The following is a 26,049-nucleotide window of genomic DNA, read 5'->3' as shown; positions in this document are numbered from 1 at the left end:
CCGGGGTTCAGGAGGGTGTGGGCCCCGTGGGGCTCGAACCCACGACCCTCGGATGAAAAGCCGGGGTTCAGGAGGGTGTGGGCCCCGTGGGGCTCGAACCCACGACCCTCGGATTAAAAGTCCGGTGCTCTACCAACTGAGCTAGAGGCCCTCACCCGCAAGGCTAGCGGGTGAGGGCCTGAAGGAGCGGAACCGTCGGTCCGGGTCAGCCCCGACGTCCGGTGAGCGAGCGCAGCAGCCACGCGATGACCGCGATGACCAGCAGCACGATGCCCACCCAGAGCAGGAACTTCAGGCTCGCGGCGAACCCGCCGACGAACAGCAGGATGACTGCGATCACAGCCAGGATGATGAGCAGGGCGTTCATGGATGATCCTCTCCTTCACGTGCAGGGAGGAGCGCCTCCCTGCCGCAACACGGTACGCGTGGCGCAGCCGTTGCGTTCTGGGCGAACGGGACGCGGGCGTGTCACCGGCCGCGCCTACACTGCTGCGGTGCCTCGCGATCACCACCGTCCCGTCCACTTCACCGACGCCGAGTTCGCCGCCATCCAGGGCGGTGAGGACCCGGCGCTGGTGAACCGTGTCGCGCACGAGACCGCGAACGCACTGCTGCACCGGGTGCGCGAGGACCCGGACCCCGCAGTGGTCGAGCGGCTCGTCACCTACACCGACGTGCACGGCATCGACGCCATCGCGGAGCTGTGGGCACGGGTCGGGGCGCACACCCTGCCGGGGGCGCTCTGGCGGGTGTACCTGGTGCGCATCGTCATCCGGCAGAACCCGGAGGAGATCGCGTACCTGTTCGAGCGGGGCACCGCGCAGATCGGCACGATCGACCAGGCGGTCGCGGGCGCCGAGGAACCGACGGGCCCGGCCGAGATCCTGACGCTCGCCGACCGCATCCTGCACGGCCTGTACACGGGCGACCTCGCGGTGGCGCTCGACCGCGGGGCGTCGTTCTGCCGTCTGACCGCTGCCGGCGCGACCGCCGTGGCGGACGAGTCGGACCTGGTCGCGTCCGAGCGCGCGAGCGAACTCACGACGCGGGCCCTCCGCCTGACGGAGCTGGCGGCCGATCTGACCGAGGCGGCGGCGCTCTGGCGCCGCGACAGCCTGGACTGAGCGCGCTGCGGGACGGACCCGCACCGGGCCTCCAGGCCAGGGCCGCGCAGCAGCGCGATGACGCGCCAGGCCAGGGCCGCGCAGCAGAAGACCGGAACGCACCCGGGCATGGAAAGACCGGGCCGCAGAAGCGCCTCTCGGCGCGAGGCCGCTCGAAGCGGCGAATTTTGGAGCCCGGGGCTTGCTGCGGCCCGGCGAGGTCAAGTCTACGAGACGCTGGCTGATCACTCGACCCTGTTCACTCATGGTGGACAGAACCGGCCCCGGGCGTGCCAGCGCGCACCCCTGCGAAGGCACGCCGCGCCCACCCCGCCGAGAAAACCCGACCCCCATCCAATCCACAGCGGGGACCGCGCCGAATCATCTGCGTGACGGACGGAATGCCCGTCACGAAGCGAGAGGCCCGGTGTGACCCGGACCGGCACCGCCGGTCAATTCCCTGTGGGTCACGCCGGCCCCTCGTCTCGACCGCCCATGCGGAGGCTTCGCGCTACCCGCCTGGTCAACGAAAGCAACCGAGAGGAGGGAAACCTGCAATGCTTGCCCTCGTGGATAGCGACACCGAACGCTGGAGCTCGTCAGAGCCAGCTCAGGCATCGCCGGACGACCTCCTCGCCCGGGTCGCCGCCGGTGACCAAGCCGCCTTCGCGGACCTCTACGACGCACTCTCCGGTCGGGTCCTCGGTCTGATCACGCGCCTCCTCCGGGACCGCGCGCAGTCGGAAGAGGTCACACAGGAGGTCTTCCTGGAGGTCTGGCAGCAGGCCACCCGCTTCGACCGGAAGCGCGGCACCGCCGCCAGCTGGGTCCTCACCATGGCTCATCGCCGAGCGGTCGACCGGGTCCGTGCCTCGCAGTCGTCGCACGACCGCGACACCAAGATCGGCATCCGCGACCTCGAGGCCGGTTTCGACCAGGTCTCCGAGTCCGTCGAGATCCGCATCGAGCACGAGCGCGTCGGCCGAGCGCTGGCGAAGCTCACCGAGTTCCAGCGGCAGGCCGTGCAACTCGCGTACTACGGCGGCTACTCGCACAGCGAGATGGCCGAACACCTCGGTGTCCCCATCGGCACCGTCAAGACCCGTCTCCGTGACGGGATGATCCGACTCCGAGACGAGATGGGGGTGACCTCATGACCGAACGCCACGACGACCCCGCACTGATGACGGGTTCCCACGCCCTCGACGCGCTGTCCGACGACGAGCGCGCGCTCCTCGAGGACGCCCTCCGGACGTCTCCCGAGCTGCAGGCCGAGAACGACTCGCTGCGCGAGACCGCGCTGCAGCTCGCCTACGCCGTCGCACCGATCGAGCCCCCCGCGTCGCTCAAGGCGTCGCTGCTGGCCCAGATCGCCACGACCCCCCAGGCCGCACCCCTCGCCGACACGACGGTCGACCAGACCCCGGTCGCCGAGACCACCTCCGTCCAGGAGGCCCGTCCCGAGCCCGCCAGGCACGTCGCCTCGATCGCCGACGGCCCCACCGCCGGTGGCCGGGCGTCGTCCGAAGCTCGCCGCCGCTGGTTCCAGCGTCCGGCGGTCACGTTGACGGCCGCCGCTGCCGTCGCCGCGGTCTTCTTCGGCGGACTCGGCGTCGGATCGATCTTCGACCCGAACGGCTCCGGCACCGGCACCACGCAGGCCTCGAGCGGCCTCGACCGCATCTACGCCGCCTCGGACTTCCAGCGCACCACGACCAAGGTCGCGGGCGGCGGTTCGGCGACGGTCGTGTGGTCGAACGACCTCGGCAAGTCCGCGGTGATCCTCGACGGTGTCGAGCAGGCGCCGAAGGGCAAGACGTACGAGCTCTGGTACATCGGCTCCGAGGAGCAGGGCGGCACCATCAAGTCGGCCGGCCTGGTCGACGGTGCGGCCGACGGTGTGCACTCCGCCGTGCTGCAGGGCTCGATGTCCGAGGGCGCGACCATCGGCATGACGGTCGAGCCCGAGGGCGGTTCCGAGCAGCCGACCACCTCGCCGATCATGGCGGTGCCCACCACCACCGCCTGACCCACTTCCGGAAGGTGCCTGTGCAGTCGATGCGCAGGCACCTTTCGTCGTTCCACGAGTCGATCGACGGGTGTCCTGTCGCCACACGCGTGCACGGGGCCGCGCGCAACCACCAAGGCCCGGTGCGCGTCCGTGGCGGACGTGCACCGGGCCTCCAGGCAGTCCGTCAGCGCGACGGACAGATGCCGATCAACCGAAGCGGCCCGAGACGTAGTCCTCGGTGGCCTGCACGGACGGGTTCGAGAACATCGTCGCGGTGTCGTCGAACTCGATGAGCTTGCCGGGAGCGCCGGTGCCGGCGATGTTGAAGAACGCCGTCTTGTCGCTGACGCGCGACGCCTGCTGCATGTTGTGGGTCACGATCACGATCGTGAACTCCTTCTTGAGCTCCTCGATCAGGTCCTCGATGGCGAGGGTCGAGATCGGGTCGAGGGCCGAGCAGGGCTCGTCCATCAGGAGCACGTCCGGCTCCACCGCGATCGCGCGGGCGATGCAGAGACGCTGCTGCTGCCCACCGGACAGGCCCATGCCGGGCTTGTCGAGGCGGTCCTTGACCTCGTTCCACAGATTCGCGCCCTGCAGCGAGCGCTCGACGATGTCGTCGGCCTCGGAGCGGGAGACGCGCTTGTTGTTGAGCTTCACGCCCGCCAGCACGTTGTCGCGGATCGACATCGTGGGGAACGGGTTCGGACGCTGGAAGACCATGCCGACCTGACGACGGACGAGCACGGGGTCCACGCCGGCGCCGTACAGGTCGTCGCCGTCGATCTTGACCGAGCCCTCGACCCATGCGCCGGGGATGACCTCGTGCATGCGGTTCAGGGTGCGGAGGAAGGTGGACTTGCCGCAGCCCGACGGGCCGATGAAGGCCGTGACGGTGCGGGGCTCGATGGTGATGTCGACGCCCTCGACCGCCTTGAACTTCGAGTAGTAGACGTTGAGGCCGTCGACCTCGATGCGCTTGGACACGTTGATCCTTCTGGGTGGGTGGTGTCGCTGGTTCCGCGGGGGGCGGAGGGTCAGCGGCTGAGCTTGGGGGCGAAGAGGCGGGTGATGAACCGGGCGAGCAGGTTGAGCAGCATCACGATCAGGATGAGCACGAGGGCCGCGGTCCAGGCCCGGTCGACGAACGGCACCGGGTTGGCGCCCTGCTGCGAGTACTGCGTGTACGCGTACACCGGCAGGGTCATCATCGGGTCACGGAACAGGTTGTAGTTCATGCTCGCGGTGAAGCCGGCCGTGACGAGCAGCGGGGCGGTCTCACCGATGACGCGGGCGATCGAGAGCATGACGCCGGTGGTGATGCCGGCGAGGCTGGTGGGGAGCACCACCTTGAGGATCGTGAGGTACTTCGGCACACCGAGGGCGTACGAGGCCTCGCGGAGTTCCATCGGGACGATCTTCAGCACCTCTTCGGTGGAGCGCACGACGATCGGGATCATCAGCACCGACAGGGCGACGGAGCCGACCAGGCCGAAGCGGGCACCCGGGCCGAGGAACAGCGCGAAGAGCGCGTAGGCGAACAGACCGGCGACGATCGACGGGATGCCCGTCATGACGTCGACGAAGAACGTGATGCCCTTCGCCAGTGCGCCGCGACCGTACTCGACCAGGTAGATCGAGGTGAGCAGGCCGATCGGCACCGAGATGAGCGCCGCGAACAGCGTGATCTCGAGGGTGCCGATGAGGGCGTGGACCGCGCCGCCGCCCTCGGAGATGACCCCGCGCATCGAGTACGAGAAGAAGTTCGCGTCGAAGCGGGCGATGCCCTTGGCGATGACCGTCCAGAGCAACGACACCAGCGGCAGGACCGCGATGACGAACGCCGTGATGACGAGCGAGGTGACCAGGCGGTCGACCGCCTTGCGGCCGCCCTCGACGATGCGCGAGATGACGACGATGAGGACGTCGAACAGGACCGTGCCGAGGAAGATCGCGGCGACGACGTTGAAGTCCTCGACGGCGCCACCCGCGTTGAGCAGGGCGAAGACCAGGACGAGGGCGACCCAGCTGCCGACCAGCAGCAGCCACGGGACGGAGGCGTGCAGCTTGCCGTTGGCGTAGACGTTGCCGGCGGTGCCGGTCTGACGGAGCGCGAGGGACATCGGGTGCGACCTCTCAGCTGACTCGGCTGCGGACGATGTACCGCGCGAGCATGTTGATGACCAGGGTGATGACGAAGAGGATCAGACCCGACGCGATGAGCGCGTTGAGTGCCGTGCCCGAGGCCTCGGCGAACTGCAGGGCGATGTTCGCGGCGATCGTCGAGGGGTTCTGCGACGTCAGCATCTGGAACGTGACGTTCGTCGAGACCGACAGCACCAGCGCGATCGCCATCGTCTCGCCGAGTGCGCGACCGAGGCCGAGCATGATCGCGGAGACGATGCCGGACTTCGCGAACGGCAGGACCGACAGGCGGATCATCTCCCAGCGGGTCGCGCCGAGGGCCAGGGCCGCTTCCTCGTTGAGGGTCGGGGCCTGCAGGAAGATCTCACGCATGACCGCGGTCATGATCGGGATAGCCATGACGGCGAGGACGATCGACGCCGTCAGGATCGTGCGGCCGGTGCCGGACACCTGGCCGGAGAACAGCGGGAACCAGCCGAGGTACTCGTTGAGGAACACGTAGAACGGCTTCACCAGGGGCGCCAGCACGGCGATGCCCCAGAGGCCGTAGACGACCGACGGCACCGCGGCCAGCAGGTCGATCACGTAGCCGAGGACCGGCGCGAGTCGACGCGGCGCGAAGTGCGAGATGAAGAGGGCGATCCCGAGGGACAGCGGCACGGCGATCACGAGCGCGATGAGCGCGGACCAGACGGTGCCGAAGACCAGGGGGCCGACGAAGTCCCAGAAGTTCGTGGCCTTGCCCGGCAGCTCCCCGACCTTGGCGGAGAAGGCCGGGATGCTCTGCCAGACGAGGAACGCGGCGACGAGCACGAGCACGAAGAGGATGAGGCCGCCGGCGATGACCGAGGCGGCGGAGAAGACGCGGTCGCCGACACGGACGACGGCCTTCGGCTTGATCGGGGTGACGGTGGCCCCTGGCTGGGCCGGTGCGGTCGTCATGGGGTACTCCTGTCGGAGGAACGCCGGGGGAGGCGACGGGTTCTGGGGGTGATGGTGCGGTGTCCGGGCCGCGGGCCTGGACGGGGGCCCGTCCGGGTCGGGGCCTGGACGGGGCGCGTCCGGGTGGGTTCCTGGACGGGGGCCGTCCGTGTGGGGTCCTGGACGGCTGAGTGCCCGGACGCCGGTCAGGTGGGTGGGACCGGCGTCCGGGCGCTCAGGGGGCCTTACTTGATGGACGCGACCGCGTCCTTGGCCTTCGACGCGAGGTCGGAGGAGAGGGCGGCCGACTTGGCCTCCTTCGCAGCGGCGTCCTGAGCGGCGCTCGAGACGACGTAGTCGAGGTAGCCCTTCACGAGCTCGGCCTTGTCGGCCTCCTTGTACTCCTGGCACGCGATGGCGTAGGAGACGAGGACCAGCGGCCAGGCGCCGTCAGCGGTGTCCTTGCGGTCGATGTCGATCGCGAGGTCGTTGTCCTCGCGGCCGGTCGCGATCTCGGAGTCGGCGACGACCTGCGCGGCACCCTCGGCCGAGAGCTCGGTCGCCTTGTCGCCGACCATCAGCTTCGCGCGGTCGAGGTCGCCCGCACCGGAGTCGTCGATGTAGGTGATGGCGTTGGTGGCGCTGCCCATCGCGGAGGCGACACCGGAGGTGCCCTTCGCGCTGTCACCGACCGAGTACGGGAAGGTCTGGCTGGGCTCTTCGGTCCAGACGTCAGCGGCGTTCGCGGAGACGTACTCCGAGAAGTTCTGCGTGGTGCCCGAGTCGTCCGAGCGGTGCACGACCGTGATGTCGGCGTCCGGCAGCTTCGCGTCCTTGTTCAGGTCGGCGATCTGCGAGTCGTCCCACTTGGTGATCTTGCCCGAGAAGATCCCCGCGATGGTCTTCGCGTCGAGGGTCAGGTCACTGACGCCGTCGACCTTGTACGCGATCGCGATCGGGGAGATGTAGACGGGGATGTCGATGCCCTTGGTGTCCGCCTTGCAGGACTCGAAGGTGCCCGAGAGCTCCTCGTCCTTCAGCGCGGCGTCGGAGCCGGCGAAGTCCGCGGCACCCGACATGAAGTTCTCGCGGCCGGCACCGGAGCCGTCCGGCGTGTAGTTGACGGTGACGCCCGAGGCTTCGTTCTGGAAACCGGCGGCCCAGGTGGCCTGCGCGGTCTGCTGTGCGGACGAGCCGGAGCCGGTCAGGGTGCCGGAGAGCTTCGAGTAGTCGCTGCCGCTGGTGGAAGAGGAGGACTCGGTGCTGCCCGCGTCCTCGTTTGCCGCGCACGAGGAGAGCACGACTGCGCCGGCGATCGCGATTGCTGCGATCGAACCGATTCGCTTGATGTTCACAGGGGTCCCTTCGGGAATGGAATGCAGTGGGACCACTGCGGTCCCTGGGCCGGTGCCGACCCGGGAGCGACTGTAGGGACGCGAGGTGACCGCAATCACCCCCGCTGGTGAACGGGAGGTGAACGAGGGGTTGTCCGCGTCGGGGCGGCGTGCGCCGCACCCGCGCAGGGAGCAGGATCGGGGGCACTGTGCGCTCGTTCGGAAGATGCGCACGCATGATGGCGGACGAGCGGTCGGGAGGCCCGGATCGGGTTCCCGGGCGCGGCGCGGCCCCGTCCTGTGGCCGGGTGCCGGGCGCGTCGGCAGCCGTGCGGCGGCGCTGCGGTCCGCCGACGCGGCCGTCCGCCGGCGCTGCGGTCGGGCGGCGCTGCGGACAGCCGGACCGCTGCGGCCCGGCGGTGGCGGGCTACGCCGGGATCGTGTTGCGGTGCGTCTCGACCGCGACGAGCGTGTCTCCGGCGATGTGCATGACGGAGAAGTCCCCGACCGACAGCATCGCGGCGCGGCGCAGGTCGAACCGGCCGGACTCGTCGGCGGTCGCGGTGGCGATCCGGGCGATGATGTCGGGCAGCACCGGGCCGTGCGAGCACAACACGGCGGTCTTGCCCTTGTCGAGCCGGCGCCGGACGACGCCCTTGACGTCGGCAGCTCCGCGGTCGTGGGCGTCCTGGCTGAGGTCAGGGGTGCTCGAGACGCCGAGCTTCGTCGTGGCGGACAGCGGTTCGACGGTCGCGAGGCACCGCGCCGCCGTGCTGCTCACGATCTTCTTCGGGCCGAACGCCGCGACCGGCGCCGCGGCGGCCTTGGCCTGCGAGCGGCCGACGGGCAGCAGCGGACGGGTGGCGTCGGGGCCGTCCCAGTCCGAGCCGGGCACCGTCTTCGCATGGCGCAGGGTGATCAGGGCGAACGTGCGGTGCTGTCCGGCGGCGGCACGCTCGGCGAACCGGTCGAGGATCGCGACGTCCCGCTCGTACGTCAAGCGTTTGCGGGCGTCGTCGATGGTGACCCACTCGAGCGCCGCGACCTCGTGGTTCGGCACGAAGGCGCCGGCGCGGGCGTACTCCTTGGCCGAGACCCGGGCCGCCCAGTAGTGCACGACCTTGTCGCGACCGTTCGGCAGCACGTACTCGGCGGTGCCGAGCGGTGCGCCGAGGTGGACGCGGTACCCGGTCTCCTCGTCGATCTCGCGCACGGCGGTCGTCGGGACGGCCTCGCCCGGGTCCACCTTGCCCTTGGGCAGGGAGACGTCCTTGTGGTGGTCACGGTGGATGAGCAGCACGAGGGGTGTGCCGTCCTGTTCGCGCCAGACGACCGCACCCGCAGCGACGACGGGGCCCGAGGGACCGCCGCTCACCGAGTCGAGCGCTTCCGGGCCGAGATCTTCCGCATGGTCACATTCTGCACGTCCTCGAGCGGACGGCCCGCATCGTCGGTGGAGTGCCGTGTCCACTCGCCGTCGGACTCCAGGTGCCACGAACTCGCGGTGTCCGCCATCGCGAGGTCGAACATCTCCTGCACCTCGGCGATGTGGTCGGGGGCGGTGAGCCGGACCAGTGCCTCGACACGACGGTCGAGGTTCCGGTGCATCATGTCTGCACTGCCGATGAACACCGCCGGGTCGCCGTCGTTGTGGAACGCGAATGCCCGCGAGTGCTCCAGGTAGCGGCCGACGATGCTGCGCACGCGGATGGTGTCGCTGACGCCTTCCATGCCGGGCTTGAGCGAGCAGATGCCGCGCACCCACACGTCGATCGGCACCCCGGCCTGGCTCGCTAGGTAGAGCGCGTCGATGATCTGCTCGTCGACCATTGAGTTGACCTTGATCCGGATGCCCGAGGGCTTGCCGGCGCGGGCGTTGGCGGCCTCGGTCTGGATGCGCTTGAGCAGGCCCTTCCGCAGGTGCAGCGGTGCCACGAGCAGGCGCTTGAACTTCTTCTCGATGGCGTAGCCGGACAGCTCGTTGAACAGGCGGGTCAGGTCCTTGCCCACCGTGTCGTCCGAGGTGAAGAGCCCCATGTCCTCGTAGATGCGCGAGGTCTTCGGGTTGTAGTTGCCCGTGCCGATGTGGCTGTAGTGCTTGAGCGTCCCGCCCTCTTGCCGGATGACGAGCACCAGCTTCGAGTGCGTCTTCAGCCCCACCAGGCCGTAGACGACGTGCACGCCGGCCTTCTCGAGCTTCCGGGCCCAGGTGATGTTGTTCTGCTCGTCGAAGCGGGCCTTGATCTCGACCAGGGCGAGGACCTGCTTGCCGGCGGCCGCAGCGTCGATGAGCGCTTCGACGATGGGGCTGTCGCCGGAGGTGCGGTACAGGGTCTGCTTGATCGCCAGGACGTTCGGGTCGGCCGCGGCCTGCTCGAGGAACGCCTGCACGCTCGTGGCGAAGGACTCGTAGGGGTGGTGGACCAGGACGTCGTTCGCCTTGATCGCGCGGAACAGGTCGGGCTTCGTGTTCGGTTCACCCGGCTGGAACTGCACCGGGGTGGTCGGCACGTGCTTGGGGTAGTGCAGGTCCGGACGGTTGATCTTGGAGATCTCGAACAGCCCGCCGAGGTCGAGCGGCGACGGCAGCCGGAAGACCTCTTCCTCGGTGATGTCGAGTTCACGGACGAGCAGGTCGAGGGTCACCGGGTCCATGTCCTCGGTGATCTCGAGGCGGATCGGCGGACCGAACCGGCGGCGCAGGAGCTCGCGCTCGAGGGCCTGGATGAGGTTCTCGGCCTCGTCCTCCTCGATCTCGACGTCCTCGTTGCGGGTGACCCGGAACACGTGGTGCTCGAGGACCTCCATCCCCGGGAACAGGTCGTCGAGGTGGTTCGCGATGAGGTCTTCGAGCGGGATGAAGCGCATCCGACCGGAGTTGTCGTCGGGGAGCTTGATGAAGCGGGAGAAGTTCTGCGGCACCTTGAGGCGCGCGAACTCCTGGCGCTGCGACTTCGGGTTGCGGACCCGTACCGCCAGGTTGAGCGAGAGCCCGGAGATGTAGGGGAACGGGTGCGCCGGGTCGACGGCCAGGGGCATGAGCACCGGGAAGATCTGCTCGTTGAAGTACTCCCGCATCCGCTGCCGGTCGGCCTCGTCGAGGTCGGACCAGTGCTCGATGTGGATGCCCGCGGCGTCGAGGTCGGGCTTGAGCGACCCGATGAAGGCCTGGGCGTGCCGGTCCTGCAGCTCGTGGGCCTTCTTCGCGATGTCACGCAGGACGTCGCTGGGGGCACGGCCGACGTTGGTCGGGACGGCGATGCCGGTGTCGATGCGGCGCTTCAGGCCGGCGACGCGGACCATGAAGAACTCGTCGAGGTTGGACGCGAAGATCGCCAGGAAGTTCGCCCGCTCCAGCAGGGGCTGCGTGCGGTCTTCACCGAGCTCGAGCACGCGCTGGTTGAACCGCAGCCAGCTGAGCTCGCGGTCGAAGTAGCGGTCCGTCGGCAGTGACTCGTGCTCGATCTCGATGACTTCGTCGAAGTCGTCGAGGTCGGGTGCGACGGATTCGCCGTCGAGCTGCGGTTCGGTGTCCATCCCCACATCCTGCCACCAGGCCCCTCCCGCCGGAGGGGCCTCGGTGGACGCTGTGGAAACCGGCGGTGAACCGTTCGGATGTGGAGGAAGGGTCACGATATACCGACGGTGACATCTGCCCGGGTTTGTGGGTATGGTGGGCCGTGTCAGAGCCTCCGGGGGGATTCCACTGCGCGGGGGTGCAGCTACGAATGAAAGAGGTTCATCATGTCGCGTGTCCTTTCGACCGAGCAGGCCAAGACCGCCATCCGTCAGGTCCAGTCGATCATCAACGGTGGTTTCACCGACCAGATCTCCCAGCTCGACGCCCAGGGCCGGATCCTGTCCGACTCGAACGTCTGGGACGGCCCGCTCGCGGCGACGTTCCGCGGGTCCACCTGGCCGGAGACCAAGGCTGCTCTGGACAAGGCGAAGACCGAGCTCGAGCAGCTCCGCACGCAGCTCGACAAGATCTCGCAGGACATCTTCACCGCAGGTGGCGGCGCGTAAGCACCGGCCTGTTCCCGCCCGGACCGTCGCACTCGCGGCGGTCCGGGCGTTCGCGGTCGGTGGGGCCGCTTCACCAGCACGATCAGCAGGACCAGCACCGACCCTGGGGGGACAACCATGGCGAAGATCCACGCCAACACGGATCCGATCGAGTTCGACGATGCCACCGCGGATGCGCTGAAGAGCTCGCTGACCACGTCGGCTGACGCGATCAGCGGACAGAAGGCATCGAGGCAGTCGTACGTGACGACCGCCTCCCAGGAGTTCCGCGGGCACTTCTCGCAGCTCTTCACGCAGAACGCGGGGACGGCATCGAGCGATGCCACCAACATCGTCGACGCCCTCGAGACCATCGCCGGGTGGATCGACACCATGAAGGCCGCCGCCGCGGACGAGCGCGCGCGCCGCAAGACCGCCCGCGAGTGGCAGGAGCGCGAGGACGGCCGCAACGGCTTCCAGGACTTCCTCAACGACACGGTCCACTACGACCCGATGCCGACCGTCGAGAACGAACCGGCGCCGAAGTTCGACCCGCCGGCGGTGACGACGAAGCCGCGTGACACCCCGAACCCCGGAGCCGGCGGTGGGGGCGGTGGTGGCACGTCGTCCGCCCGGCCCGCTGACCTCCGCTCGTTCGCGACCGGTTCCTCGGCGCTGAACCGTGCCCTCGACGGCAAGCCCGGGGCGCTCCGCGGCAAGCTCGCCGACTTCGCCGCGAAGTGCTCGTGGGCGCACATCGACGCCGGCAGCGTCGTGACGGCGTTCGAGCAGTGGATCGCGGCGAACGACCAGGACGTCACGTGGGCCAACACCGTCGCCGACGCCTTCGCGGCCGCCGGCGGCGAGGGCGAGGTCTCGACCGTCGCGGACTCCGGGCTCGCAGCCGCGCTCGCCGCGGCCGGCGTCTCGCAGACCCGCACCGATCTGCAGTTCGAGCCGCCGACGGCCTACGGTGCCCAGCCGACGACCGGCTTCTCGATGGACCCGGTGAACACCACGACGGGCAACTTCCTCGAGCCGGAGCTCGACCTGGCGTTCACCGGTGCATCTGCGGCGCTGCAGGTGACCCGCATGTACAACTCCCTCGACCAGCACGTCGGACTCTTCGGTCCGGGGTGGGCGTCGATCCTCGAGACCCGCCTGCTCCTCGACGACGAGGGCGCGTCGTTCGTCGGCGCCGACGGTCGCCAGGTGCGCTTCCCGCGCGACGGCGAGGGGTGGGCCCGCGGCGTCGGCGAGAACCGCTGGCTCGCGGCCGAGGGCGACCGGCTCGTCGTCCGCGACAACCAGGGTGAGCGCATCGACTTCTCGCCGTCCGGGCTGTGGCTCGGACAGCGCGGCGGTGCCGGCACCGCGGTCCGCGTCGAGCGGGACGCCGACGACGTCGTCGTGCGCCTGGTGCACGAGCGCGGGCGCTCGATCGACATCGACCACGTCGACGGCCGGGTGGCGGTGCTCCGCGCCTCCGACGGTCGCCGGGTCGAGTACGGGTACGACGATCGCGGCCGACTCGTCTCGGTGACCGACGCCGTCGGCACCCGCACGTACGGTTGGAACGACGACGACCTCATCACGACGGTCACGAGTGCGGCCGGTGTCGTCGAGGTCGACAACACCTACGACGACCAGCGCCGCGTGGTCGAACAGATCAGCCCGCACGGCCGCACCGTGCGGTTCGCCTACCTGCCCGGCCGCGTCACGGTGGTGTCCGACCACGACGGCTCGCGGTCCAACTCCTACATCGCCGACGCCAAGGGGCGTCTCGTCGGGGTCATCGACTCCGACGACCGACGCCAGTCGATGAGCTACGACCGGCACGGCAACCTGGTGTCGGCGACCGAGCGCGACGGGTCGGTGACCGTCCACGCGTACGACGACCGCGGCCGGAAGACCCGGACCGTCACGCCGTCCGGCGGCGATCTGACCTACGGGTACGACGACCAGGACCGCGTGACGACGGTCGTCACCGAGGCCGGTGCCGTCGTGAGCTACGCGTACGTGGGCGACGACCGCGACCCGTCGGTCATCGTCGACCCGGTCGGCGGCCGGACGGAGCTGACCTGGCAGGACGGCTCCCTCACCCACGTCGTCGACCCGACCGGCGTGGTCCTGACGCTTTCCTACGACGCGTTCGGTGAGCTCGTCTCGACCACCAACGCCGTCGGCGACACCGCTCGGATCGAGCGCGACGCCGCCGGTCACCCGGTCGCCGCGACCAGCCCCTCCGGTGCACGGAGCGAGTACCGCTACGACGCCGCCGGGCTCCTCGTCGAACGACGCGACGCCGACGGAGCCGTCTGGCGTTTCGAGTACGCCGCCGGAGCCCGGATCGCTGCGATCACGGACCCGCTCGGAGCACGGACGGCGCTCGAGTACGCCCCGAACGGCGAACTCGCGACCACGACCGACCCGCTCGGTCGCCGCGTCTCACGGACGTTCGACGACCAGGGGAACCTGGCGGAGCTCGCGTTGCCGGGGGGCGCGGTCTGGACGTTCGCGCACGACGCCTTGTCGCGCCTCCAGGCCGTCACCGACCCCGCCGGCGCGACCTGGCGGCGCGAGTACGACGTCGTCGGCGAGCTGACGGCCACCGTCGACCCGACGGGCGTCCGCCAGGAGTTCTCGGACGACGTCGCGACCGGCGTCGCGACCCTGCGCGACGCCTTCGACACCGCGACCGTCCGGTTCGACGAGTACGGCCGACCCGTCGAGTCCACGTCTGACGAGACCGGTTCCGAACTCATCACCTACGACGCCGCCGGTCGCCCCGTCGAACTCGTCGACGGCGAAGGCGGACTGACCCGACTCGAGCGCGACCTCGCCGGTCGCGTCGTCGCGTTGGTCGCCCCCTCGGGCGCGCGCTCCACGTACGAGTACGACGCCTGCGGGCGTCCCGCCGCAGCCACCGACGCCGCGGGGGCGCGGACGACGCTCACCTACGACGCGGACTCCCGTGTCGTGGCCCGGACCCTGCCCACCGGCGAGGTCGAGGAGATCACGTACGACGCAGTCGGGCGCGTGGTCACGCAGACGACTCCGGGTTCCGGCACCGCGCGGTTCCGCTACGACCAGGCCGGGAGGCTCGTCTCCAGCCACGACGCACGCTTCGGCCGTCGTCGGTTCCGCTACGACGCCGCCGGGCAGCTGATCCAGGTCGTCAACGGTCTCGACGGGGTCACCTCGTTCGAGTACGACGAGCGCGGGCGCCTGGTGACGATCACCGACCCTGCCGGCGGGACCACTCGACGGGAGTACGACGCCGTCGACCGCGTGGTCGCCGTCACCGATCCGCTCGGGCGGACCACCATGGCGGCCTACGACCCGGCCGGGCGCCAGATCCGGCAGACGGATCCCGACGGCCGCACCACCGAGTGGACGTACGACGCAGCCGGCCGCCAGCAGGCCGTGCTCGTCGACGGTGCGGTGCAGTCGGAGATCACCCGCGACACCGTCCACCGAACTGTCGTCGTGTCGGACCACACCCGTGGTGCAGGCCGGACGATCGAGCACGAGCTGCAGCACGACCGCCGTGGCCTGCTCGTCCGCCGAGCCCGCGGCGACCAGTCCGTCGCGTGGGAGTACGACGCTGACGGCAACCGCACCACTCGGGTCGACCCGAACGGCACCCGAACCACCTACCGTCGCGACGCCGTCGGCCGCGTCGTCGGTGTGGACCGTGACGGCACCGCTGCCGGCGCGTTCTCCTACGACGCCTCGGGTCGTATCGTCCAGGCGGCCACGGGCGACCTGGTGCAGTCGTGGTCGTACGAGGGAGGCGCCCTCGTCGCGCACACCTCGACCACGCTCGACGGTGCCACCAGCACGCGGATCGAGCGCGATGCCGACGCGCGGATCACCGCGGTCGACGGACCGTCCGGAGCGGTGTCGTACGAGTACGACGCCGCCGGGCAGCTCGTGCGCGCCGGGGACTCGACGTGGGCCTACGACGACGGTGGGCGACTCGTCGCCGAGACCGTCGGTGGTGTCGAGACGCGCCACGACTACGACGCTGCCGGACAGCTGGTCGCGACGATCACCGAGGCCGGCCGGACCGAGTACGTCCACGACGGTCTCGGCCGACGCATCCGGCGGACCGCAGCCGATGGTTCGACCACCGAGTACGCGTGGTCTGACCTGGGGTACCTCGCTGCCGTCGTCGACCGCGACGCCTCGTACGCCGAGACCGGTCGGCTCGACGTCTGGGTCGACGCGCTCGGTGAGCTCGCCGAGGTGGGTGGGGTCGCCGCGTGGTGGGACTCCGCCGCGGTCGTGCCGTCACTCATCAGCATCGCCGACACGTCGCTGCTCGACCTGCCGGGGGGTGTCACCGCGATCGGCGATGCCGTGACGCAGCCCGCTTGGCGCAGCGCTCGCGCGACCGATGCTGCGGACCCGTGGGTTGCGCTCGCTGCCGTCACCGACGTCGGGCTGCCCGCGGGGGTGTCCCTGACCGGCTCGGGTGGGGTGTCCGTCGCAGGGCTGGAGTGGCTCGGCGCCCGTGTGTACGACCCTGCGGCGCGGGGCTTCCTGTCGGTCGATCCGCTCGCGCCGATCCTGGGTGCCGCGTGGTCGGGGAACCCGTACTCGTACGCGGGCAACGATCCGTTGCAGGCCGTCGACCCGCTCGGGCTGCGGCCGGCGACCGATGCCGACATGCAGGCGTACCGGGATGCCAACCAGGGGTTCATCGTAGGAGCCGGCAAATGGATCGGTGAGCACAAACAGGCGCTCCTGGCGACGGCGATGATTGTCGGGGCTGTGGCCCTCATGTTCGTTCCAGGAGTGAACATCGCAGTGATGGCCGCCGCTGCGGCTGGGTCGGGTGCGCTCATGGCCGGGGGGATCTCGATCATTCAGCAGGGGCCGGACACGGGAAACGTCGACTGGGGGAAAGTTGGGATCCAGATGGTGATCGGCGGCGCGGCTGGGTTGGTCGGCGGTGGTGCTGCTGGCACGATCGCCAAGTACGGAACGCAGGCGACGCGTGCTGCCCTCCCTACAATTCAGAACATCGGCAATTCAGGCGTTCAGAACGTGGCGCGGGCCGCCGTGGGTTCGATGGGACAGCGAGCGGTCTCGGGAGGGCTGCAGCAAGCAAGTTCGAACACGCTTGACTACGGCATAAACGGCGAAAACCGCAACCTGGGTGGCTATGTGCACGCATTCGGTAGCGGCTTCGCCACGGGTGCAGGCGGGAGCGTCTTCGCTGGCAAGCTGGCAGGCGAACTTCGGCTGCCCCTGGTGAACGCGCAGGGCGTCGCCTCTCGAGCCGCCGGGCTCGTCAACGAGAGCACGGACCTCGTGGCCAACCACGTTGTCGGAGCGGGACAGTCCGTGGTCAACGAAGTCGTGCGACCCAACGGTGACCGCGGGGCAGACTTGCTCCCGGACGCTATGGGAGGATTCATCTCCGGAGCGAAAGGTCCACGTTGGGTTGGACACTGAGAGGGTGTGCTCGATGAATGACCGTAGAACCGCGCGAGCTACCGTGAACGATTCGGATCATGCGAGCCGTGGGGGTTACTCGAGATCGCGCTGGATTCGTTTTTTCTCGGCCCTTGGCGTATTGATCTTTATTATCCTTGCCGTGTTCGTGGGACCGGCGTGGTTGAACGCTTACGACGCGGCGAACCACACCTGGATAACCTGCGAAGTGAAGTCCGCTCATGCAGAGACTGGTAGTAACGTGAGTCGAACGGGGATTGGTGGTTCGCGTGCAGAGGTTGAAATAAGTACGAAGGGCTGCGGGTCGCTTCTGCTGCGCCAAGGCATCACTCAAGCGAACTCAAAGCGGGTTGCGACCGCGCTGGAAGAGAGCGGCAAGGTTGAGATTGAGGTGGGCTCGGGGTCCTACGCTATTCGCTCGGTTCTTGGCGTGATCAATCGCCTGCCTACCGCCTACGGCTTCCGCTCTGCGTAGTGTCATCGCATTGAGCGAGCCGACCGCCGCATCGAAGCCCCGAAGAAGGGGAATCGAAGGGCCTGGGTCATCCTGGCCGTCTGGGCTTTCGGCGTCGTGGTGTCGCTAGTAGTGCTGCTGGTATGGCCATATTGGATGAGCGCGTACGACGAAACGCACCGGAAGACCATGCCGTGCAGCGTCTCCAGCGCAGAGGTCTACGCCGGGTCCACGGTGAGCCGTACTGGTTTGGGGGTGCCGTTCTCCTACCTGAAGGTAGACACACAAGATCGCCGACACGTCGCTGCTCGACCTGCCGGGGGGTGTCACCGGCACCATCGTGAACCAATGGCCGCTTTCCTAGGAGTGCTGTTGAGTAAGTTAATTGAAAGAATTGAGCAGCTCGTCCCTCTGCTTCTCAGCATGCAAGAGGTGGACTACGCCAGGGCGTTCCAGCAGGATGTGATCGCCATCCGCAGCGGAGACAAGGCCCGAAGAGTCAGGGCACTGGCGGACGTCGAAGGAATGCTTCGCGAGGGGTCGGGTACGCTAGCCGATCGTTATATCACTTGTGACGATGGTTCCCCAGATGTCGAGCGATCCCGATTGTTTCGTCATCTAGTGGTCAGGGTCAGATCCGAGGCAGCGATCCGACGGAGGCTGCGACTCTGAAGTGAGTGAAAAAAGACGAGAAGTACAAGGTTGCCTGCCGACGAGTCGTTGAGGCTTGCAACCGCGCAGTTCACCGGCAGGAAGTGACGGCTGGAGTCGGTCACTTCGTGGGCGGCTTGCGGGACGGCGTGAACGAATGAATGCGGCTCGGAGGCAACGGGCCTGTGCGAGGAGCTGCCAACGGGCTGTTGTCTGAAGCAGAAGGTCAGACGCACTCGACGCCGAGGCGCGTAGCAGGGTCGACGGAAAAGGGGCAGTGATTGGAACAAGAAGCTCGGGGTGCTGATGCTCTGCGGAGGAAACGAAAAAGGGGAAATATTCTCGTTTTCTTCGTTCTCGGTCTTGCGGTTTTCGTCACGATCGGCATCGTCGGTGGCGGGCAGCTGTTTGAAGCGTATGACAGATCGCACCAGATCGAGGAGACTTGCGAAGTTCAGAAGGCTGAGGCCTCATCAGGTGGCTCGACTTCCTCGAGGGGTGTCGGGACCCTATTCGATCAGGTTGAAGTCGACACGAAAGATTGTGGCCCCCTGGTGCTGCGACGCGGAGTGACTGAGCAGAACAAGTAGGAGATCGCGGACGAGTTGAGCTCCGCCGGACGTGTGCAATTCCGCATCGGGGCTGGGTCGTTCAAGTGGCGGGAAGTGCTCCACACCGTCCGGACACCGGTGATCGTGCAGTCCTACGTAGCTCACGAATAAGCTTGAACCGTGTCGGGGGGCTTTGGCGGCGATGCCGATGCGCGGACCACCTCGCTTGACGGACCCTCGGGAGTGGTGTCGTCCGAGTTCGACGCTGCTGGGCGATTGGGACGCTGTTCCGCGCGGAAGGGAAGGACGAAGCCCCCGAAGAAGGCGAGTCGAAGGGCCTGGACGGCCCTGGCCGTCTGGGCTTTTGGAGTCGTGGTGTCGCAAGTAGTGCTGCTGGTATGGCCATTTTGGTTGAGCACGTACGACGAAACGCACCGGAAGACCATTGGTCTCCACGCCCGCTGATGAGAACCACGGAACATCGGAGTTGTAGTTGACGAGATCGGCGCCTGATCGCACAGTGCAGAGAAGGCTTGCGCGTAGGAGGAGGGCCTTAGCTTCCATTGTCCTGGTGTTTGTTGTCCTGTTTCCATTGCTCGGCTTCTTCGTTGGGCCGATTACGTTGAAGGCGTACGACGCGGGGCACCGGGTTAGCCCGATCTGTACCGTCAGCTCGGCGCACAGCAGCGTTGATTCGTCTCGTTCGTTGAAGGGCGTTGGATCGTCGACATCTCAAGTTGTGTTTGAGACTTCAGATTGTGGGACGCTCGTGTTGCAGTGGGGTGTCACGCGTGACAACGAGGACAAAATCGCCCGAAGCGTGGACAAGCGAGGGCGTTACAGATTCGATGTGGGCGAAGGGTCCTTCAATATGCGAAATTCCTGAACATGATTCGTCAGGCCGTATATGTGAAGAGCTTTGAATCCGCTTGAATTCCGCTTCCTCCTTTTGGGGTCGGCTTCGCCAATCGGGCGATTCAGCTCTGCCTGCCCGGACCGCGCCTTCGCGATTGAGCGCGTTGCGCAGGGGTTGTGCGGAGGCGGGACGTTCGAGTTCTCGCTTGGCACATCTTCGCAGCGGTTCCGAGGTGCGCTCCAGGTGATGAATTGGTATCCGACGGCCTTTGAGTACAAGCAATGAATTGCAGCAGTTGAGGGCTGCTTCAAGCGGCGGAGACCAATCCCGAAGAATCAGGGCACTGGCGGAAGTGGCGGCGACGGGAGAAGGAGAGCGCAACCGTGCCGAATGCTGAGACTCGGCTTGGGACGGAGGTTGCCCGGCGGCGTGTCTTTCGGAACCGCGCCGTCGCCCTGCTCTTGCTCTTCCTCGTCGTTGTCGTCCCGATCTGGGCATTCTTCGTAGCGCCGATCGCTTTGGGTGCGTACGACGATTCTCATCTGATGTCAGTGACCTGAACGGTTGAATCAGCAAAAGCGGGGAGCGGGCTCGTTCCGGCTGCGTGCCGGGCTCAAGATCCTGAAGGTAGCGCCGGAGATCTACAGCTACACCGGAGTGCCCGCCTCGGAGGCGCCCCGGCGCGGACCGCGTGACAGCACAAACGACGAGTGAGCCGGAGCGGTGATGTTGAGACGAAGGAGAACACGTGTCCAGGTCGTCACGCTGTGCAACGAGGTAGCCGGATTCCTCGGTCGGATGGAGGCTCGTGAAGCGGAGGGCTTCTACCTCCGCCAGGCCGAGGCGCTTCGCGTGGAGGAAGCGCGGCTTGCTCGGCGGCGGATCTACCGAAGGATCTACTCCGCGTCGAACTCGGGGGCAGGGGGCATGGGCGACATGTTCGTGGTCACGCCTGACGGCGCGGGCGATGTCCCTGCGACCGAAGCGTTCCAGCGGTCACTCTCCGCGCTGCTGCGGGCGACGCGCACATTTCCGTGATGGACTCGTTGTTCCGGCGCTGAAGGGGCACGGGAGAACATGACATTGTCGGAATTGCTCAAGCGACTCGACGATCACGCCGTCGAGGACGCCGCGTCGGCTTTGCAGATAGCCGCCGTACGATCTGCTCTCGTCGCCGTGTCCGAGCAGCCGCCCGACCATTCGGGGTACCGCAGGGGGATACAGGGCGCAGCCCGCCTTGTTGCCGACACCTGGCCCTACGAGAGCGAGCTGGGGGCGCTGGTGCTGGCCTTTTCCGAAGCGGTGCGACGCGACATTGGCCCGTACCGCACGACGGACACCGGGGCTGCAGTCGAGTGATCCAGGACTGAACGACTCGCACCGTCAGCTCCGCGCACAGTCTTGCGGGCTCGTCTCACTCCGTGAAGGGCACCGGCTCGTCGACGTCGCAGGTCGTCTTCGAGACGTCCGACTGCGGGGCGCATGTGCTGTGTGGGGTGTGGATCGCGACAGGTCCGTCGGCCCAGTGCAGCAGCAGTACGCCGGTCAGCGCCCGAAGGCCCCGGCGAACTCACCCCACTGCGCGGGCGCCCGCTGCTCGAGCCACGCGCAGAGCTCGGGATAGGCGGCGTCGATCGATAGGACGCTGATCACGCCGCGTTGGCCGTTCACCTTGATGTCGAGGCCACCGAACCGGTTGGTGGTGGGCCGGATGCGCTTGATCGCCGCCGGATCGACGGTCCGCGCGGCACGGAACATCGGCGTCACGACCAGCTGCGAGTCGTACGCCTCGACGCGACGGCGCTTCTGCCCGACGCCGAGGTAGACGAACAGCAGACCGAACAGCACCATGCCGACGCCGGCGATGAGCATCCCGATCGCGTCGGGGTCGTCGAGCACGCTGAGCGTGACCAGGAAGAAGAACCCGCCCACGACGATGACGACGATCCCGATGATCCGGAGCAGCAGGTAGCTGAACCGGCGAGCCCGGACGGTGAAGAGCACGCCGTACGCCTCGTCTCCCACGACGGTGGACGGTGGCCGCTTCCGGTCGTTCTGACGAACGAGCGCGCTGACGGCGGCCGGGATGGTGATCATGGCAATGAGCGCGATGAACACCGGCGAAAGGTTGATGTTCACCGGTCCGCCCCCGTTCCTGCGTTCGTGCGCCGTTCGAAGGGCGTGATGCCCTGGTCCCCCTGGATCATGCGTGCAGAGTATCAGCGCCCTGTGGACAGGCCCGAGCATCGTCGCGGATGCTCTATGTTGGATTTCAGTAGCGAGCTGTGGCCCGAACGGGGGTGGCTCCCGGGGCGGACCAGCCCGGACCTGACGCCGTTCAGCAACTAGCATCGATGTGCTCGACGATTCTCTTGGGGGGAAGACCGTGATGAACCAGCGTGCCGGGAACACCGGAGCACGACGGACCGGACGACGGATCGCGGGGACGGTCGCCGTCATGGGGATCGCAGCGCTGGTGCTCGCCGGCTGCACCTCCGACGACAAGCCTGTTGCCGACCCCTCGCGGGTCCTGCAGACCGTCGACACGCGCCTCGCCGCGGACGGCTCGATCACGTCGATCTCGGACACCGCGATCTCCGTCGCGGGCAAGGACTCCTCGTCGGCGACGACCGAGCACGACCCCGCGAAGGCGGCGAGTGACCTGCCACTGCGCATCACGACGCAGTACTCGACCAAGAAGAAGACCGGCACGGACCTGGCCGACCTCGACGGGTACTCGGGTCGGGTGTCGATCGACCTGACGATCGAGAACCTGACGGTCACGTCGAAGAACCTGACCTACGACGTCGCCGGCACGTCGCGTTCGACCCCGGCACTCGTGGGCGCGCCCTTCAGCATCGCGGCGTCGACCGTGCTGGCGGGGACCGCCGCCGACCGCGTCGTCACGGACTCGGCCGACTCCGGCTCGTCGACCGACGGTGTCGTGAGCACCAACGAGGACGGCGACGCGGTCGTCCAGTGGGGCCGGTTGCTCGCCCCGCCGACCTCCGGCGCGAGCAGCACGCTGCACCTCGTCGCCGACGTCGAGGACTTCACCGCGCCGACCATCGACGTCGCCGCGCAGCCCGGGCTGTCCACGGACCTGTCCTCCACGGGCGTCGTCAACGCGGCCTTCGGGTCCGACAGCGACTCCGAACTCGCGCTCCAGCGCCGCACGATCGACCTGATCTCGCAGGTGAACGAGGTGCTGGCGCGTGCCGGTGGCACCATCACCGAGGTCCGGTCGAACCTCGAGACGACGTCGGAGACCCTCGGCGTCAGCACGGCCGAGCGCCTCAAGGAGAGCAGCTCCTCCCTGGCCAGCACGATGCAGTCCCTCTCCGGACAGCTCGGCTCACTGAACAGCGACCTCGGCACCACGGTCAAGGCCACGCAGTCGACGGTGTTGCAGCAGCTCCAGCAGACCACCACGAGTCTCGACAGCCTGCTCGGCGACACGTCCGCGACCGCGCCGGCAACGGTGCTCGACGGCAACGGGTGCGCGGCCACGCCGAAGACCCCGTCCGCCGGGGGCAGCGTCTACGGCAACCTCCTCCGCGTCTCGGCGCAGCTCACCGGCTACGCCGATGCGAGCGAGGCGTGCAAGCAGCAGGTGAGTGCGCAGCTGGCAGGCGCCGTCGGCCCGGCAGCGCCGGACGAGACGACGTGTGCCCCTCAGGAGGCCCGTGGATCGTTGACCTGCGCGCTCTGGGATTCGTCACGTGCGGTGAGCACCTCGCTGATCGGTCTGGTCAGCACCGGGCAGCAGCTCGCCGACCAGCTCGACCCCAAGCTCGCGGACACGGCGATCGAGCAGTCGGACGCCCTGCGCGCCAAGCTCGGCGAGATCGACACCGCCGTGCAGGCCCTCGGCGCCGACGGCACCGGTGAGGTCGCGCGCACCCTGCAGGCGCTGCAGGACCTCCGCGACCAGACCGCCGACGACCTCGGCCCCGTGCGCGACGCCGTCACGACGGTGAACCGGCAGGCAGTCGCAGCGCGCGGGCTGGTGGGCAACGCTGGCGACGGTCGGTTCAGCACCTCGATGCAGGCGCAGAACCTCGAGGTCGCCGACCAGCTCTGCGCCCTCGCGGCGACGGACCAGCTCGACGCCGAGCAGGCCGATGCGCTGCGCGGGTACCTGACCGCCACGCCGTGCCCCGGTGCCGAAGAGGGCACGACGTTGCAGCCGGGTGGGCGCTTCAGCACCCCGATGGACCAACGCCTCACGGACCAGGCGAAGCAGTGGGACGCGGTGGTCGCGGCGACCGATCTCCGCTCCGAGACCGGGATCGGTGCCGCGGTCACGACGCTGTCCGCCGACGTCGACGCGCTCGACGACGGCATCGCCGCGGTCCGCCGGGCAGTGAGCAACGACGGCGGTTCGGTCGAGGGAGCGGCACAGGAGCTCCAGGAACTCGTCGAGCAGGCAACGAAGTCGAGCGCTGTGGTCGGCACCCAGCTGACCGCGATCAGCACGCAGCAGACCCAGCTGCAGGACGCGGTCCGCAAGGCCTTCGCCGACGCATCGACGCAGTCCGAGAAGGACGTGCAGAAGATCATCGACCAGCAGGTGCGGCAGGTCAGCGAGACTGCGAAGGGCAGCCGTGATGCGGTCATCTCGGCCTTCGACAAGTCGATTGCCGGGCTCCGGTCCACCTCGGGCGAGGTCACGAAGGACTCGAAGGGCACGATCGACGAGCAGAAGGGCACGCTCGAGCAGGAAGGCTCCGAGCTGGCATCCGCCGTCGACCGTCAGACGGCCTCGAGTCTCGAGCAGATCGCTGCGAGCACGAGCGCCTCGACGCGCGACGTGCAGGGAGCCTCCACGCTGCTCACCGGCGACCTCAACCGGGTGATGCTCGACCTGGGCGACCGCAAGGTCAACGGATCCGGCATCCTCGGCGCGATGGCCACGAGCGCGGCGAAGTCCGACTCCGCCGACTACCAGCTCGCCCTGGCATCGCAGAACGCCGCGGGCTACGCGAACGTCCGCGCCGAGGACGTCGCCGGGATCCTGCTCCAGCAGGAGCAGTTCCGAGCCTCCCTCGACGCCGCGACGACGCTGCCCGCCTTCCAGCTCAAGGTGCCGGCCAGCGCGACCTCGACCACGCTGTACACCTTCCGGATCGGGGCGGACCGATGAGCGACCAGACGATCGACGAGTCCGATGGCACCGAGGCGGGACGTCCGCGCAACCGTCGTCCGCTGGTCATCGCAGCCATCGCGGTGCTCCTGGTCGCCGCGGTGGTCGCTGCCGTCCTGACCTTCCGGGCGATCGGCAGCAGCACGCCGGCCGAGGCTGTCCCGGCCACCGTGCCGGTGAAGATCACCGTCAAGCACGTCCCCGACACCACGAAGATCGGCGTCGTCGTCACCCTGGGCGACGGTGAAGGGTCCGAGTGGAACGAGGCGGCACAGGGCGCCCTGGTGGCCGAGCGACGACTGGCGCTCGGCGGGACCGACATCACCCTCGTCACGAAGAACGACGGCGGGACGTCCGCGGGGGCGAAGACCGCGGTGGAGTCCCTGGCGAAGAGCGGCGTCGCGGGCATCGTCGTCGCGTCGTCCGGCAAGCACGTCTCCGGAGCGCTGACGACGGCGGCCGAGAAGCACATCCCGGTGGTGGTGCCCTACGCCTCTGCCGAGAAGGACTCGTGGTCGACCGCGCCGACCGCCGAGTCGATCGGCGCCGCGATGACGACGGCGCTCGGTGACGCGAAGTCGCCGCTCCTGGTGAACCTCGGCGGTGGTGCGCCCGCAGACCTCCGAGTGGCGCACGTCCTCGACGGGGACGACACCGCAGACACCGCGGAGCTCGCCGCGACCATCGCCTCGCGGACCGGCGCGACCGACGCAGACGACGACACCGCCGAGGCCGCGGACGCCGACCCGAAGGCCACGCCGGACTCGGACGCTGTCGTCGTCAGCGGGTCCGCGCAACGACAGGGTGCCCTGGTGGCGGCACTGCAGGCCGCAGACGTCACCGTGCCGGTCGTCCTCACCCCGGACGCGACGAGTCCGGCCTTCGGCGCTGCACTCATCGATGCCGGCGGCAGCCTGAGCGGCTCCTTCCGCACCGTCGGGGTGGCCACCGACGACGCACGGGCGCTCTCCTCGGACGCCGAAGGTCGGGCGATGTCCGCGTTCCTCGGTGGGGTCCGGGTGCTCGCCGACGATGCCGACGCCCAGAACCTGACGGGCGACCGGCCGTTCTCGGCGGTGGCCGGGGCAGCGGACGCCCGCAGCCACGATGCCGTCGTCGCCCTGGTCCGCGCGGTCGGCAAGGCCGGCAGCACGGAGCCCTCCGACGTGACCGATGCCCTCGCCGCGCTCGACCTCGACTCCGCGGCGGGCATCGCCGGTCCGGCGCTCGACTTCACGCGGCAGCAGGCGCTCGGTGCGTCCGCGACGGTGTTGGCGGCCTCGGCACAGCCACTCGGACTCCGACCCGACAACGCCGCCGCTGCTGGCTCCGAAGACGCATCCGGCGACGACGCGGCTCAGGCCACCTCGCTGGTGTGGTTCGAGGACTCCACCGCACGCTGACCC

17 protein-coding genes and 1 tRNA gene are annotated in these 26,049 nt (G+C 68.5%); 9 read left to right on the top strand and 9 right to left on the bottom strand.

The window, feature by feature from the left end; all coding sequences use genetic code 11:
• Window positions 1-78: 78 nt before the first annotated feature.
• Window positions 79-151, bottom strand: a tRNA-Lys gene (locus DEI85_RS15245).
• Window positions 152-205: 54 nt separating this feature from the next.
• The gene (locus tag DEI85_RS15240; protein ID WP_138801981.1) at window positions 206-367 is read right to left on the bottom strand and encodes a DUF2207 domain-containing protein; all 162 of its coding nucleotides are present in this window, start codon (window positions 365-367) and stop codon (window positions 206-208) included.
• A gap of 127 nt (window positions 368-494) precedes the next feature.
• Between DEI85_RS15240 and DEI85_RS15235 the strand changes: the two genes are divergently transcribed.
• From DEI85_RS15235 to DEI85_RS15225, 3 genes are all read left to right on the top strand, one after another.
• Window positions 495-1,124 carry a hypothetical protein gene (locus tag DEI85_RS15235; protein ID WP_027466634.1) on the top strand — a complete coding sequence of 210 codons (630 nt, stop codon included), beginning with the start codon at window positions 495-497 and terminating at the stop codon, window positions 1,122-1,124.
• Between the two features lie 536 nt (window positions 1,125-1,660).
• Window positions 1,661-2,260, top strand: coding sequence for an ECF RNA polymerase sigma factor SigK (sigK, locus tag DEI85_RS15230; protein WP_027466633.1), 600 nt, complete (start codon window positions 1,661-1,663; stop codon window positions 2,258-2,260).
• The gene (locus DEI85_RS15225) at window positions 2,257-3,132 is read left to right on the top strand and encodes an anti-sigma factor (protein WP_111091224.1); all 876 of its coding nucleotides are present in this window, start codon (window positions 2,257-2,259) and stop codon (window positions 3,130-3,132) included. The genes sigK and DEI85_RS15225 overlap by 4 nt, the downstream gene beginning before the upstream one ends.
• A gap of 189 nt (window positions 3,133-3,321) precedes the next feature.
• Here DEI85_RS15225 and pstB read toward each other — a convergent pair whose 3' ends face one another.
• The 6 genes from pstB to DEI85_RS15195 all read right to left on the bottom strand — a co-directional run bounded on the left by pstB (window position 3,322) and on the right by DEI85_RS15195 (window position 11,051).
• A complete protein-coding gene (gene pstB / locus DEI85_RS15220) occupies window positions 3,322-4,101 on the bottom strand; it encodes a phosphate ABC transporter ATP-binding protein PstB (protein ID WP_027466631.1) in 780 nt (259 codons plus the stop codon).
• 50 nt (window positions 4,102-4,151) lie between these two features.
• On the bottom strand, window positions 4,152-5,237 hold the full coding sequence (gene pstA, locus DEI85_RS15215; protein ID WP_110861813.1) for a phosphate ABC transporter permease PstA: 1,086 nt from the start codon (window positions 5,235-5,237) through the stop codon (window positions 4,152-4,154).
• A gap of 13 nt (window positions 5,238-5,250) precedes the next feature.
• Window positions 5,251-6,201 carry a phosphate ABC transporter permease subunit PstC gene (gene pstC / locus DEI85_RS15210; RefSeq protein WP_110861811.1) on the bottom strand — a complete coding sequence of 317 codons (951 nt, stop codon included), beginning with the start codon at window positions 6,199-6,201 and terminating at the stop codon, window positions 5,251-5,253.
• Window positions 6,202-6,425: 224 nt separating this feature from the next.
• Window positions 6,426-7,535 carry a phosphate ABC transporter substrate-binding protein PstS gene (locus DEI85_RS15205; protein ID WP_111124208.1) on the bottom strand — a complete coding sequence of 370 codons (1,110 nt, stop codon included), beginning with the start codon at window positions 7,533-7,535 and terminating at the stop codon, window positions 6,426-6,428.
• A gap of 406 nt (window positions 7,536-7,941) precedes the next feature.
• Window positions 7,942-8,889 (bottom strand): NUDIX hydrolase, encoded by a 948-nt coding sequence (locus DEI85_RS15200; protein ID WP_110861807.1) that lies wholly within the window; start codon window positions 8,887-8,889, stop codon window positions 7,942-7,944.
• Window positions 8,886-11,051 (bottom strand): RNA degradosome polyphosphate kinase, encoded by a 2,166-nt coding sequence (locus DEI85_RS15195; protein WP_110861805.1) that lies wholly within the window; start codon window positions 11,049-11,051, stop codon window positions 8,886-8,888. The genes DEI85_RS15200 and DEI85_RS15195 overlap by 4 nt, the downstream gene beginning before the upstream one ends.
• Window positions 11,052-11,258: 207 nt before the next feature.
• Between DEI85_RS15195 and DEI85_RS15190 the strand changes: the two genes are divergently transcribed.
• The 4 genes from DEI85_RS15190 to DEI85_RS15175 all read left to right on the top strand — a co-directional run bounded on the left by DEI85_RS15190 (window position 11,259) and on the right by DEI85_RS15175 (window position 20,856).
• Window positions 11,259-11,540, top strand: coding sequence for a hypothetical protein (locus DEI85_RS15190; protein WP_027466625.1), 282 nt, complete (start codon window positions 11,259-11,261; stop codon window positions 11,538-11,540).
• A gap of 117 nt (window positions 11,541-11,657) precedes the next feature.
• Entirely contained in the window at window positions 11,658-16,985 is a 5,328-nt protein-coding gene (locus DEI85_RS15185; RefSeq protein WP_111091226.1) for a DUF6531 domain-containing protein, read from the top strand.
• A gap of 43 nt (window positions 16,986-17,028) precedes the next feature.
• Entirely contained in the window at window positions 17,029-17,460 is a 432-nt protein-coding gene (locus DEI85_RS15180; protein WP_146238583.1) for a hypothetical protein, read from the top strand.
• A 3,114-nt stretch (window positions 17,461-20,574) separates the two neighbouring features.
• A complete protein-coding gene (locus DEI85_RS15175; protein ID WP_110861799.1) occupies window positions 20,575-20,856 on the top strand; it encodes a hypothetical protein in 282 nt (93 codons plus the stop codon).
• Window positions 20,857-21,042: 186 nt separating this feature from the next.
• On the opposite strand, the gene DEI85_RS15170 is transcribed toward DEI85_RS15175, so the two are convergent.
• Window positions 21,043-21,636 (bottom strand): hypothetical protein, encoded by a 594-nt coding sequence (locus DEI85_RS15170; RefSeq protein WP_110861797.1) that lies wholly within the window; start codon window positions 21,634-21,636, stop codon window positions 21,043-21,045.
• 319 nt (window positions 21,637-21,955) lie between these two features.
• Between DEI85_RS15170 and DEI85_RS15165 the strand changes: the two genes are divergently transcribed.
• Together DEI85_RS15165 and DEI85_RS15160 are read left to right on the top strand one after the other, a co-directional pair.
• Window positions 21,956-24,643 (top strand): hypothetical protein, encoded by a 2,688-nt coding sequence (locus DEI85_RS15165; RefSeq protein WP_146249033.1) that lies wholly within the window; start codon window positions 21,956-21,958, stop codon window positions 24,641-24,643.
• The gene (locus DEI85_RS15160; protein WP_111124206.1) at window positions 24,640-26,046 is read left to right on the top strand and encodes an ABC transporter substrate-binding protein; all 1,407 of its coding nucleotides are present in this window, start codon (window positions 24,640-24,642) and stop codon (window positions 26,044-26,046) included. Before DEI85_RS15165 ends, DEI85_RS15160 begins: the two co-directional genes overlap by 4 nt.
• Window positions 26,047-26,049: the final 3 nt, after the last annotated feature.

It is taken from the genome of Curtobacterium sp. MCBD17_026 (assembly GCF_003234895.2).
Lineage (GTDB): Bacteria > Actinomycetota > Actinomycetes > Actinomycetales > Microbacteriaceae > Curtobacterium > Curtobacterium flaccumfaciens.
Note: the sequence above shows the minus strand (reverse complement) of the source record. Positions and strands in the feature narration are given on the sequence as shown.